Origin of the sequence: Salinisphaera sp., assembly GCF_035690525.1 — a bacterium.
In the GTDB taxonomy this organism is placed as follows: Bacteria; Pseudomonadota; Gammaproteobacteria; order Nevskiales; family Salinisphaeraceae; genus Salinisphaera.
On the sequence record NZ_DASSKM010000190.1, the window covers coordinates 1 to 11,963 of the forward strand.

Below are 11,963 nucleotides of genomic sequence, written 5' to 3' on the forward strand. Positions count from 1 at the left end.
TCCTGGCGCTTGACCTTCTCCGTCCCCCGCGCGATCGCCCACTACATCGCGCCCAAGGGCTCGGTCGCGGTCGACGGCATCAGCCTCACCGTCAACGAAGTCGCCGGGCGGCGTTTCGGCGTGAACATCATTCCGCACACGATGAACCATACGTCGCTCGGCAGCACGCGCATCGGCGATCGCGTGAATATCGAAATCGATATCATCGCCCGTTATCTGGCGCGCATCGCCGGCCACGAATAGGCCGGCGCACCCGCGCTCGTGCGATAATGCCGGGCGGCCAACGGAAGAGTAGCGAGCATGCAGACCATCCAAGGAGAATTCGACGGCGAGAACCTCAAAATCGCCATCGTGGCGACCCGCTGGAACGACGATATCGTCGAGCGTCTGGTCGATGGTGCGCTCGATGTGCTCACCGACTGCGGCGTGGATGATGACGATGTGACGGTGGTCAAGGTGCCCGGCGCGTTCGAGCTGCCGCTGGCCATCGACCGGTTGGCCGAGTCCGGCGATTATGACGGCATCGTCGCCGTCGGCGCGGTGATCCGCGGCGATACGCCGCATTTCGACTACGTCGCCGGCGAATGCGCAAAGGGTCTGTCCGCCGCCGCACTCGAATACAGCCTGCCGGTCGGTTTCGGCGTGATTACGGCCGACAGCGCCGAGCAGGCGGATGTGCGCGCCCAGCCGGACGAGGACCACAACAAGGGCGCGGAAGCCGCGAGCGCGGTGATCGAAATGATCAACGTGCTGCGCCAGATCGACGTCGACGACGAGTAACGCCAACATGCCGATTCGCGATCAGTCGCTGGGCGAGGCCGCCGGCGGCGCCGGTAACGAGCCCCATCACGACGACGACCAACTGCCGGAACTGCCGCCGAAAATGCCCGGCGGCCGGCGCATTCGTGCGCGCATGGCCGCGGTGCAGGCGATCTATCAGTGGCGGATGTCCGGCACCGAAATCGGCGCCTTGATCGTTCAGTTCGCGCAGGCCGGCCGGTTGTCCGGCCTCGATCGCGATTATTTCGAGATGGTGTTGCGCGGCGTGGTGCACGATGTTTCGGGCCTGGAAAAAGCGTTCGATGCGCATCTCAGCCGCCCGGCCGTGCAGCTCGATCCGGTCGAATACGCCATTTTGCTGCTGGCGAGTTTCGAACTGCGCGAGTGCCTGGAAATTCCGTTCGCCGCGGTGATCAACGAGGCGACCAACCTGGCCAAGATCTTCGGCGCCACCGATGGGCATCGGTTCGTTAACGGTGTGCTCGATGCCACCGCGCGGGACCTGCGCCCGGACGAGGCGCGGCGAAGCCGGCGCTGAACACGCCCTAATCCAGAACCACGCCGATGCGCGAGTTCGAATTGATCGATGCATTGCGGCGGCGTCTGGTCGCGGCGCGGCCCGATACGCGGCTCGGCATCGGCGACGACGCGGCGATTCTCGCGCCGCCGCCGGAGCATGAACTGGTCGTCACCACCGATACCCTGATCGCCCGGCGCCATTTCCCCGGCGACACGCCGGCCTTCGACGTCGGCTTCAAGAGCGTGGCCGTCAATCTCAGCGATCTCGGTGCGATGGGCGCCGATCCCGCCTGGCTGACGATCTCCCTTGGCGCGCCCGCGTTGTCCGGCCCGTGGTGCGATGCGTTCATCGACGGCGCGCTCGCCGCGATCGGCGAGCGCGCCGTGGATATCGTGGGCGGCGATACCACGAAGAACGATACGCTCACGATCTCGATCACCGCGCTCGGCCTGGTGCCCCGGGGCGCGGCGCTGCGGCGCGACGGCGCCCGGGTCGGCGATCTGGTGGCGGTCACCGGCACGCTGGGTGACGCGGCCGCGGGCCTGGCCTGCTGGGACACGCGACGACCGGCCGGGGGCGACGAAGCGATGCTCATCGCGCGCCTGACGCGTCCGAGCTGGCGCCCCGGCGCGCGTGTTCGCGGAATCGCGCGCGCCGCGGTCGATATTTCGGACGGCTTGCTGAGCGATCTGGGGCATATACTCGCGGCCAGCGCCGCCGGCGCCACGATCGATGTCGACGCACTACCGTGTTCGCCCGCGCTGGCCCGCTATGCCCCGGATCCCGCTCTGCGTCGTCGGTTACAGGCCACCGGCGGCGACGATTACGAGCTATGCCTGAGCGTGGACCCGGCCGATTTGGCGGCCGCACGCGGTGCACTCGACTGCCCGCTCACGGTCATCGGTCGTATCGATCGCGAGCCGGGGCTCCGTCTCGTCGACTCAAACCAAAATCCGCTGGACTCGGCGCTGTTCCGGCACGCCGGCTGGGATCACTTCGACGGGCGTTGATCGGCGGCCGGCCATGCCCGGCCGAGATTGGCTTGCAGCAGCCGTACGATATTGCCGCTGCCGCGCGACCGCGCGGCCTCGAGCGGGGTAACACCGTGCACCGGCGCGGCCGGGTCGGCGCCGCGCGCCAGCAACTGGCGCACCGATTCAGCGTGATCATGGCGGATCGCGGCGAGCAGCGCGGTGCCGCCGGCACGGTTGCGATGGCCGGCATCGGCGCCGTGTGCCATGAAATAGCCGACGAGATCCGCATTGCCGGCGCGGGCTGCGGCCATCAGCGGCGTATCGCCCGCGGCATCGGCGGCATCGATCGTCGCGCCGGCGTTGACCAGGCTATGCGCGATTTCGGTGTTCTCGGTGGGCGAGCGCGCGGCGTTGATCCATAGCGCGGTACGCCCGTGTGCGTTGCGTGCGTCAACGTTCGCATCGGCCGCGATCAGGGCGCGCACCACTGCGGGATGTCCATGCGCGGCCGCACGATAAAGCGGCGTCTCACTGTCGCCGCTGCCGCCGATCCGCGCGCCGTGGGCGAGCAAATACTTCACCGCCGCCAACCGGCCGTGGCCGGCGGCCAGCGCCAGCGCGGTGGCGCTGTCGGCCGTCGCTGCGTCCACCGGCACGCCGGCTTGCACGCTGGCATCGATCGCCGCGGTGTCGCTGCGCGTGGCGGCGTAGTGGATGCAGCGCCGGCCGGCGTGGGTATGACGGAGGTGGTCGTGGGCCGACTGCAGCAGACAGTAAGCATCCATCTTCGGGTCGGCGGCGAGCGCGGACAGTCCGGCCAGCACGAGCGCGCCCAACACGCCGATAATCCATTTCATCGCGATGATCGGCAGGCCGGCGCGACACGATTACGCGCTGCGGGCGACGCGGTAGACTGTGCGCCGACCGCATTCCAATCGCACGCCCCATGCTGCAACTGTTCAACAGCCTGACGCGTCAGCGCGAGCCGCTGAAAACCCTCGAGCCCGGCCGGGTCCGGCTGTATGTCTGCGGTATCACGGTCTACGACTATTGCCATCTTGGGCATGCGCGTTTTCTGGTCGTCTTCGACATGTTCGTGCGCTATCTCCGGGCACAAGATTGGCAGGTGCGCTACGTTCGTAATATTACCGATATCGACGACAAGATCATCCGCCGCGCGGCCGAAAGCGGCACGACCCCGCAAGCGATCGCCGAACGCTTCACGGCGGCCATGCGCGAAGACGAGGCCGCGCTGGGCCTGGTTGCGCCGGATGTCGAGCCGAAGGCGACCGCGCACCTCGACCAGATCATCGCCATGATCGAGCGTTTGCTCGAACGGGGCGCGGCGTATGTCGGGGCCGACGGCGACGTTTATTACGACGTCTCCACGTTCGCGAGCTACGGCGCGCTGTCGGGCCGGCGCCCGGAAGAACTGCGCTCGGGCGCGCGCATCGCAGTCAACCAAGCCAAGGACGACCCGCTGGACTTCGTGCTGTGGAAGATGGCCAAGCCGAACGAGCCCGCGTGGGATTCGCCGTGGGGGCCGGGCCGGCCGGGCTGGCACATCGAGTGCTCGGCCATGTCCACGCACTGCCTGGGCGACTCCTTCGATATCCACGGTGGGGGGCTGGACCTACAGTTTCCGCATCACGAGAACGAGATCGCCCAGAGCGAGGCGGCCACCGGCAAGCACTATGTCGGTCTATGGATGCATAACGGGTTCGTCACCGTCGACGACGAGAAGATGTCGAAATCGCTCGGCAATTTCCTCACGCTGCGCGATGTGCTGAAACAATACGACGCCGAGTCGATCCGCTACTTCGTATTGGCCACGCACTACCGAAGCCCGCTGGCCTACAACGCCGAGGCGATGGACGGCGCGGCCGCCGCCCTCGCGCGTTTGTACACCACATTGCGCGATGCCCCGGACGACGGCGATGCGGCCGCCGCGCCCAACCGGGCATACCGCGCCCGCTTCATCCAAGCCATGGACGACGATCTGAACACGCCGGCCGCGCTCGCCGTGCTGTTCGATATGGCGCGCGAGGCCAACCGTGCGGGCCAGGAGGGCGATCGCGATCGGTGCGCCCACCTTGCGGCGGGCATGCGTGAATACGGGGCGATGATCGGCTTGCTCGGCCAGGATGCCGATGTCTATCTACAGGCCGGCGGCGGGCAGGCGCTGGATGCCGCGACGGTCGAATCGATGCTGGAACAGCGTCGGGACGCACGGGCGGCGCGCGATTTCGCCGCCGCCGACCGGATACGCGACGATCTGACCGCCGCCGGTATCGTGCTGGAGGACTCGCCGGAAGGCACCAAGTGGCGGCGCGGATGACGCGCTGCCGTCGACAACGGCGTCGATCCGATTAACGGGCCGCGGCGGCCTCGCGCATTTCGGCGGCGCGCAGCGTGTTGCTGATCAGCATGGCGACCGTCATCGGCCCGACCCCGCCGGGCACCGGCGTGATCCAGGCCGCGCGCTCGGCCGCGGTTTCGAATTCCACATCGCCGACCAACCGGCCCGAATCGAGCCGATTCATGCCGACATCGATCACCGTGGCGCCTTCGCGAATCCACGCGCCCCGGACCAGCCCGGGCTTGCCCACGCCCACGACGAGAATCTCGGCCTGGCCGACCTCGGCGGCGAGATCGCGCGTGAACCGATGGCATACGGTCGTGGTCGCGCCCTTGAGCAGAAACTCCATTGCCATCGGCCGGCCCACGATGTTCGATGCCCCCACGACCACGGCCTGGCGGCCATGAAACGGCTCGTGGATGGATTCGAGCATGCGGATGATGCCGAGCGGGGTGCAGGCCCTCAGCAGCGGCACGCGCTGGGCGAGCCGGCCGACGTTGTACGGATGGAAGCCGTCCACGTCCTTGTCCGGCCGGATGCGCTCGATCACCGCGCTGGCGTTTATATGCGCGGGCAGGGGCAGTTGAACGAGAATGCCGTCGATGGTGTCGTCGGCATTGAAGTCGTCGATCAGGCCCAGCAGTTCGGCCTCGTCGATGTCCGAACTCGGATACACCGCGCGCGACACCAGGCCCGCTTTTTCGCAGGCCTTGATCTTCTTGCCCACATAAACCTGCGACGCCGGGTCCTCGCCGACCTGGATCACCGCCAGGCCGGGCGCGCGTCGACCGGCTTCCAGGCGAGCCGCCACGGCTCGGCCGACATCGGCGCGGTAGGCCGAAGCCATCTGTTTGCCATCGATCAATCGGGCCGGCATAGGCGAATGCGAGAAAGCGACGAGGACGGCGGATTTTCGCACGGCCGCAGCACCCCGACAATTGAGCGGCCGGCCGCGCCGCGTTCGGCAAACAGGCATGGTGCGGAACGCGCCGAGAGTTTAGACTGGGCGCCGCAACAATCGGGGCATAGCGCAGCCTGGTAGCGCGTCTGCTTTGGGAGCAGAAGGTCGTAGGTTCGAATCCTGCTGCCCCGACCATGTTTAGAATGCGTCGCACAGCGGCGCAGCGCCGACCTGCCATGGCGCCTTCCTGGCACGTATGCGCGCCGCGGTTTCCATGTCCTCATCGCGGATCGAACATCGTTTTCGGCTTGTCCGAAACCTCATCGCCGCCGGCGTGTTTTATCTCAGGCGACCGCGCGCCGTTTCATTCGGTGTCGCAGTAACCGATCGAGAGACGACGACCACGTAATGACGGACGGGTCCGAGAAGCGCAGCATGAAGCCGAACAAGCCCGGCAGGAGGCGATTGCCGACCCGGGTTGAAATCGCGGGCATCGTCGTGCTGTCCGTGCTGGCGCATTTCGGTGTGTGGTGGCTTTATCAGCATTCGTCGATCAAGTACCCGGAGCCGCTGAAGACGCAGCAGAGCCCGCCGCCGGTGCAGGTGACGTTCACCAGCCCGCAGCCGCAGGAAAAGGTTCCGACGATCGACAGGCATGCGGTGATGCCGCCGAAGAAGAAGCCGAAGCCTGAATCAAAGCCCGAGCCGAAGCCGAAGCCTGAGCCGAAGCCGGAACCCGAGCCTAAACCGGCGCCTGAGCCGAAATCCAAGCCTGAACCTCAAACCGAACCTAAACCCAAGCCTGAGCCTCAATCCGAGCCGAAGCCTGAACCGAAGCCCGAGCCCCGGTCGTCATCGCAAAACCGCGCGAACTCGAATCCGCGCGCGAACAAGATCACGCCGGCGGTGTCGGGATTGAAAAGCCTCGGCAACCCGCCGCCGCATTACCCGCCGCGCGCGCTGCGCCGGCACGAAGAGGGCGACGTGACGCTCAAGATTCTGGTCGAGCCCGACGGCACGGCCGGCCGGGTCACGGTCGTCGATTCGAGTGGCTACAGCGATCTCGACAACGCCGCGGTGGAAACGGTGGAAAAATGGCATTTCGTGCCGGCCAAGCGCGGCGACAAACCGATTCGTGGATACGCCCTGCAAACCATTTCATTCAATCTGCCGGACTAGAGACAGACGTACTATGCTAAGCAGCAATCTCACGCCGATCGTGGTACCGGCCGTTCTGTGGTGCTTGATTGCCCTATCGGTCATCACCTGGGCGCTACTGGTCATCAAACTCGTTCAGTTCGGCCGCGCACGGACTCAGGACCGGCGCTTTCAGAAGCATTTCTGGGCGGCCGACAGCCTCGAACAGGGCGAATCGATCACCGATGGCGCGATTGGGCCAATGGCCGATATCGCCAGGGCCGGTTTTGCGGTCGTGACCGGCCGCGACATCGCGCCGGGCAACCGGAATCTGGCGCATCAAATCGATCGTGGCGAACGCCTCGAGCGCACCCTGCGCCAGCAGATCGAGCGCGAGCGGCGGTCGCTGGAGGGCGGCCTCGCCGTGCTTGCCAGTTTTGGCAGCACGGCGCCGTTCATCGGCCTGTTCGGCACGGTGTGGGGCATCATGGGCGCGCTGGTCAGTATCGGGAACACCGGTTCAACCGACCTGCAGACCGTGGCCGGGCCGGTCGGTCATGCGCTGATCGCCACCGGGCTGGGCATCGCCGTGGCCGTGCCCGCGGTGCTTATCTACAATTTTCTGGTTCGCCGCATGAAAGCCGGGGTGCACCGAATGAACGACTTCGCGCACGATTTCTATGCCCTGTGTCAGCAGAGCGGTTTTCAGCCCGAAGACGCCCAACTGGCGCGTTCGAGCGATTTGGACGATAGCGCGACGGTCGGCCAGAAGACCCACGTCACGGTGTGAGCCGGCGTATCCGGCTTCCATGTTTCAGCCCACGGAGTAACCGTCATGGCAATGTCAAATGGTGGAGGAGAGGACAACGAAGTCCTCTGTGAAATGAACGTCACGCCGTTGGTCGACGTGATGCTCGTGCTGCTCGTGATGTTCATCGTCACAGCGTCGGCGGTCACCACATCGGTGCACGTCAACCTGCCGAAGACCGATAGCGTGGCGCCGCCGGACGCGAAGCAGCCAATCGTGCTGAGCGTTGACCAGGACGGCCGTTATTTTCTGGGCAAGGAGCAGGTCTCGCTCGATGAACTCAAGAAACGGCTGACTCGGATCCATCAGGAGACGCCGGGAAAAACCGCCCAGCTTCAGGCCGACAAGAGCGTACCCTACGGCCGGGTCGGCAAAGTGATGGCCGCCCTGCAGTCGTCCGGCATCCAGAAGATCGCGGTGTTGTCCAGGCCCTAGTCGCCGAGTGGCACGGACATCCAAACGCGTTTCCCGGCGCGCTATTTGATTACATATATTCAAACTTGGGGGGCGACTTGTCGACTTTAAGCGATCTGCTGCGGCAGGTAGAACAAAAAGACGCGCAGCTCGCGGCGGATCTGCGCCGTGAGGTCAAAGCGCTGGAATCGCGCCGCGCCTTTGGGCTGAACTTCGAGCGGCATGTGCCGGAAACCGTGGAACTGCCCGGCCGCCCGGTGCGCCGGGGCGACAAGGTGCGGTTCGTGCCCGAGCGCGGCGAGCCCGCCGCCAGCGTGGAGCGCGGCTTGTGGCGGGTGAAAGCGATCCGGCGCGAGGCGGGCGGGCGCGTCACCGAACTGATTCGCAAGGGCCAGTCCGGCACGGATGCCGAAACCGCCCGCCGCGCGGCGGATGATCTGGTCGTTGTCGCTGAATTCCGCGACCCGATCTATCCGGGGCTGACGTCCACCGGCAAGGTGGAGCGCGGCGGCGACAAGCCGTATCACAGCGTCATCAACGCCGAGAACTTCCACGCCCTGCAGGCGCTGCTCTATACCCACGAGGGCCAGGTGGACGCCATCTATATCGACCCGCCCTACAACACCGGCGCCAAGGACTGGAAATACAACAACGACTACGTGGACGGCGAGGACGCCTACCGGCACAGCAAGTGGCTGGCGTTCATGGAGCGGCGGTTGAAGCTGGCGCGGCGGTTGCTGAACCCCGAGAACTCGGTGCTCATCGTGACGATTGATGAGAAGGAGTATCTGCGGCTGGGCCTACTGCTTCAGCAAACCTTTCCGGATTCTATAATTCAGATGATTAGTTCAGTAATCAATCCGAAAGGCACAGCGCGCACGACCTATTTCTCACGGACTGATGAGTATGCCTTTTTTGTTTTTTTGGGCGAGGCTGGAGTGCCCGAGGTCACGTCCGGAGAGAAAATGGTCGAGGTCCGATGGCGATATCTGCGCCGTACTGATATCGAGTCTCGGCGCGGAACCACAAAGGGTGGAACAGCTCAATTCTTTCCTATCTACGTAGATCATTCCTCGCACAAAATTCGAGAAATCGGTGATCCGTTGCCACCTGATGTAGACCGTCGAGCCGTGCCGGAGGTAGACGGATGTGTGGCTGTGTTCCCCATCCGAGAAGATGGAGAGGTCGAGATGAACTGGGGATTGACGGCACCAAGCCTACAGCGAGCTCTCGATGCAGGATTTGTTCGAGTAAGCAAAGGCAAAACAGAACTTCAACCTTATATTTTTTCGTATTTGACGGCGCCGAAGATAAAGAAAATTGAATCGGGCAAACTCGTTAAATCTGACCGGCGCGAAGATGGCTCGTGGATAGTGCTCCTCCCCGAGGGAAAATCCGCACGCCCTACCACCACATGGCGTGAACGTAGTCATGACGCGGGAGCTTACGGAACTACACTTTTGAGGGAGCTACTTCCGGATAGGAAATTTCCGTTCCCGAAGTCTTTGTACGCGGTCGAGGATACCCTGCATTTTTTTCTCACTGAAAAACCTAATGCCGCGGTTGTAGATTTCTTCACCGGTTCAGGCACCACCGCCCACGCTGTCATGCGCTTGAACAAACAAGACGGCGGCCGGCGTCAGTGCATCAGCGTGACCAACAACGAGGTCTCGGCCGACGAGCAGAAGAGGCTGCGGGCACAGGGCCTGCGGCCCGGCGATGCCGAGTGGGAGACGCTGGGCATCTGCGACTACATCACCAAGCCGCGCATCGAGGCCGCGATTACCGGCAAGACGCCGGAGGGCGAACCAATCAAGGGCGATTACAAGTTCACCGACGAGTTCCCGATGGCCGAGGGCTTCGAGGAAAACGTGGAGTTCTTTACCCTGACCTACGAGGCGCCGCGGCCGGTCGCGCACCACAAATCCTTTCCGGCGATTGCGCCGTTGCTGTGGCTGCGGGCCGGGGCGCGAGGGCGGCGCATCGAGCGGGCCGTCGACGACTACGCCGTGGCGGACACCTACGCCGTGCTGTTCGATCTGGACGCCGCCGAGGATTTTCTGGCCGCGCTGGCTGGGGCCGAAAACGTGAACCTGGCGTTTATCGTCACCGACGACGACCGCGGCTTTCAGAGCGTCTGCGGCGATCTGCCGGAGCGGATCGAGGCGGTGCGGCTGTACGAGTCGTATCTCACCAACTTCAAGATCAATGTGGGCACGCTCAATACAGGCCGCGACTGATGCGTTATACGCTCAAGGATTATCAGGAAGACGCCGTCGCCGATGTGCTTGCCAACCTGCGCAAATCCGCGCGCGACTGGCGGCAGGACCGCGATACCTCGGCTTTTTCGCTGACGGCGACCACGGGCGCGGGCAAGACAGTGATGGCCGCAGCCGTTATCGAGGCGTTGTTCGCCGGCAACGTGGACAACGATTTTGCGCCTGATCCCGGCGCGGTGGTGCTGTGGTTTACGGACAGCCCGCCGCTGAACCAGCAGACCCGGTTCCGGCTGATGGCGGCCTCGGATCGCATCGGCAGCGCCCGGCTCGAGATTATCGAAAACACCTTCAGCCAGGAAAAGCTGGCGCCGGGCAAGGTGTATTTCCTGAATTCGCAGAAGTTGTCGAAAAATTCGCGGCTGGTGCGGGGTGCGCCGCCGGTGGATGCAGACGACCCGCAATACCCATTGGCGCATATGCCGCCGCCCGATGACCGCGCCTTCACGATGTGGGAGATCCTGCGCAACACGATCGAGGATGAAAACCTGACCCTGTACTTGATTCTGGACGAGGCGCACCGCGGCATGAAGCCGGACCGCGAGCGGGGAACGACGGTGCAGAAGTTGATCAACGGCCACAACGGTACGCCGGCGGTGCCTGTCGTGCTGGGTATTTCCGCCACGGTGGAACGTTTCAACCAGGCGATGGAACGCCAGCAGGGGCGCAACATCCGCCCGGCCGTTGTGGTCGATCCCGCGCGGGTCCAGGAATCCGGGCTGCTGAAAGACGATATTCGTCTCGATTTTCCCACCGAAGCCGGCAATTTCAGCACCACGCTGCTAACGCGCGCCACCCGCAAGCTCAAGGACGCTACCCGACTATGGCAGGAATACGCCGAGCGCGAGGGCGTCGCGGATGACGCTGTTATCCCGCTGATGGTCGTGCAGGCGCCCAATATTCCGTCGGATGCGCTGATGCAGTCTTATATCGAAGCCATACGGGATGAATGGCCGGAGCTGGCATCGGATGCGATGGCGCACGTATTCGGGCAGGACGGGGCGCTGGAACCGGCGGGCTTTACGATCCGCAAGGTCGATCCGGAGGTGGTGCAGCACCGGCCGCATATCCGCGTGTTGTTTGCCAAGGAAGCCATATCCACCGGCTGGGATTGCCCCCGGGCGGAGGTGTTTGTCTCCTTCCGGCCGGCAACCGATGAAACGCATATCACGCAGTTGATCGGGCGCATGGTGCGCACGCCGCTGGCGCGACGCATCCCCGGCAACGATGTGCTGAACGCCGTGGAATGCGTGTTGCCGATGTTCAAGCGGGATACCGCGACCCGCGTTGCCCAGGCCATGACGGGCGATCGAAGCCGGGACGATGACGGCTCCGGCGGCGGCGCGGGTCGGCGAGTGCTGGTCGCGCCCGTGGATATGGCGGCGAACCCCGCGATTGCCGACGCGGTCTGGGATGCGTTCGAGGCACTGCCCTCGCAAACCCTGCCGCGCAAGGCGGCCCGGCCTATTTCTCGCTACACGGCGCTGGCCTATGCGTTGTCTCGCGACGGTCTGCGCGAGAACGCGATCAAGCAAGCCTATGACGAATTGTGCAAGGTACTGGCCGGCTTTTCTGCCCGCTATCCCGACAAACTCGCGGCGGCGAAAGACGACGTGCAGCAGATGGACGGCGCGACGCTGCTGGTAGGCGTGCACGGCGGCGAGGTGATCGAGGCCGGCAGTTTCGCCGAGGTCGCCGACGACCGCGCTATCGAGGCCGACTACAAGGCCGCCGGCCGCCGGTTGACGCCGGAACTGGCCAAGCGCTACGCGGAGCGCATCGCCGACGACGAGG

General features: G+C 64.7%; 12 protein-coding genes and 1 tRNA gene. 11 read left to right on the plus strand and 2 right to left on the minus strand.

Features of this window, described 5'->3' with window-relative positions:
* The 4 genes from VFJ08_RS14755 to thiL all read left to right on the plus strand — a co-directional run.
* Positions 1–243 (plus strand): riboflavin synthase (locus VFJ08_RS14755; protein ID WP_414707090.1); only part of this gene is annotated, 243 nt, incomplete at its 5' end.
* Positions 244–300: 57 nt separating this feature from the next.
* Positions 301–780 carry a 6,7-dimethyl-8-ribityllumazine synthase gene (ribH, locus tag VFJ08_RS14760; protein ID WP_324997989.1) on the plus strand — a complete coding sequence of 160 codons (480 nt, stop codon included), beginning with the start codon at positions 301–303 and terminating at the stop codon, positions 778–780.
* 7 nt (positions 781–787) lie between these two features.
* A complete protein-coding gene (gene nusB, locus VFJ08_RS14765; RefSeq protein ID WP_324997990.1) occupies positions 788–1,318 on the plus strand; it encodes a transcription antitermination factor NusB in 531 nt (176 codons plus the stop codon).
* Between the two features lie 26 nt (positions 1,319–1,344).
* Positions 1,345–2,310, plus strand: coding sequence for a thiamine-phosphate kinase (thiL, locus tag VFJ08_RS14770; RefSeq protein WP_324997991.1), 966 nt, complete (start codon positions 1,345–1,347; stop codon positions 2,308–2,310).
* On the opposite strand, the gene VFJ08_RS14775 is transcribed toward thiL, so the two are convergent.
* Complete coding sequence (locus VFJ08_RS14775) at positions 2,292–3,131, minus strand: ankyrin repeat domain-containing protein (RefSeq protein ID WP_324997992.1); 840 nt, start codon at positions 3,129–3,131, stop codon at positions 2,292–2,294. The two genes, thiL and VFJ08_RS14775, sit on opposite strands and share 19 nt — an antisense overlap.
* 89 nt (positions 3,132–3,220) lie before the next feature.
* Between VFJ08_RS14775 and cysS the strand changes: the two genes are divergently transcribed.
* On the plus strand, positions 3,221–4,612 hold the full coding sequence (gene cysS / locus VFJ08_RS14780) for a cysteine--tRNA ligase (protein WP_324997993.1): 1,392 nt from the start codon (positions 3,221–3,223) through the stop codon (positions 4,610–4,612).
* Between the two features lie 31 nt (positions 4,613–4,643).
* Here the strand turns inward: cysS and folD are convergent, their stop codons facing one another.
* Positions 4,644–5,510: a bifunctional methylenetetrahydrofolate dehydrogenase/methenyltetrahydrofolate cyclohydrolase FolD gene (gene folD / locus VFJ08_RS14785; protein WP_324997994.1), complete on the minus strand. Its 867-nt coding sequence runs from the start codon at positions 5,508–5,510 to the stop codon at positions 4,644–4,646.
* A 142-nt stretch (positions 5,511–5,652) separates the two neighbouring features.
* Between folD and VFJ08_RS14790 the strand changes: the two genes are divergently transcribed.
* The 6 genes from VFJ08_RS14790 to VFJ08_RS14815 all read left to right on the plus strand — a co-directional run.
* A tRNA-Pro gene (locus VFJ08_RS14790) sits at positions 5,653–5,729 on the plus strand.
* Positions 5,730–5,969: 240 nt separating this feature from the next.
* On the plus strand, positions 5,970–6,713 hold the full coding sequence (locus tag VFJ08_RS14795) for a TonB family protein (RefSeq protein ID WP_324997995.1): 744 nt from the start codon (positions 5,970–5,972) through the stop codon (positions 6,711–6,713).
* 37 nt (positions 6,714–6,750) lie between these two features.
* Positions 6,751–7,461, plus strand: coding sequence for a MotA/TolQ/ExbB proton channel family protein (locus VFJ08_RS14800; protein WP_349257028.1), 711 nt, complete (start codon positions 6,751–6,753; stop codon positions 7,459–7,461).
* Positions 7,462–7,512: 51 nt separating this feature from the next.
* On the plus strand, positions 7,513–7,914 hold the full coding sequence (locus VFJ08_RS14805) for a biopolymer transporter ExbD (protein ID WP_349257029.1): 402 nt from the start codon (positions 7,513–7,515) through the stop codon (positions 7,912–7,914).
* Positions 7,915–7,991: 77 nt separating this feature from the next.
* Positions 7,992–10,133, plus strand: coding sequence for a DNA methyltransferase (locus tag VFJ08_RS14810; protein WP_324997998.1), 2,142 nt, complete (start codon positions 7,992–7,994; stop codon positions 10,131–10,133).
* A partial coding sequence (locus VFJ08_RS14815; protein WP_324997999.1) for a DEAD/DEAH box helicase occupies positions 10,133–11,963 on the plus strand: 1,831 nt, incomplete at its 3' end. The genes VFJ08_RS14810 and VFJ08_RS14815, both read left to right, overlap by 1 nt.

What these genes read in the sequence shown, in the direction of transcription:
- cysS (WP_324997993.1), top strand. Translation starts at nt 3,221, where the DNA reads ATGCTGCAACTGTTCAACAGCCTGACGCGTCAGCGCGAGCCGCTGAAA.
- VFJ08_RS14805 (WP_349257029.1), top strand. Translation starts at nt 7,513, where the DNA reads ATGTCAAATGGTGGAGGAGAGGACAACGAAGTCCTCTGTGAAATGAAC.
- ribH (WP_324997989.1), top strand. Translation starts at nt 301, where the DNA reads ATGCAGACCATCCAAGGAGAATTCGACGGCGAGAACCTCAAAATCGCC.
- VFJ08_RS14795 (WP_324997995.1), top strand. Translation starts at nt 5,970, where the DNA reads ATGAAGCCGAACAAGCCCGGCAGGAGGCGATTGCCGACCCGGGTTGAA.
- thiL (WP_324997991.1), top strand. Translation starts at nt 1,345, where the DNA reads ATGCGCGAGTTCGAATTGATCGATGCATTGCGGCGGCGTCTGGTCGCG.
- VFJ08_RS14775 (WP_324997992.1), bottom strand. Translation starts at nt 3,131, where the DNA reads ATGAAATGGATTATCGGCGTGTTGGGCGCGCTCGTGCTGGCCGGACTG.
- nusB (WP_324997990.1), top strand. Translation starts at nt 788, where the DNA reads ATGCCGATTCGCGATCAGTCGCTGGGCGAGGCCGCCGGCGGCGCCGGT.
- folD (WP_324997994.1), bottom strand. Translation starts at nt 5,510, where the DNA reads ATGCCGGCCCGATTGATCGATGGCAAACAGATGGCTTCGGCCTACCGC.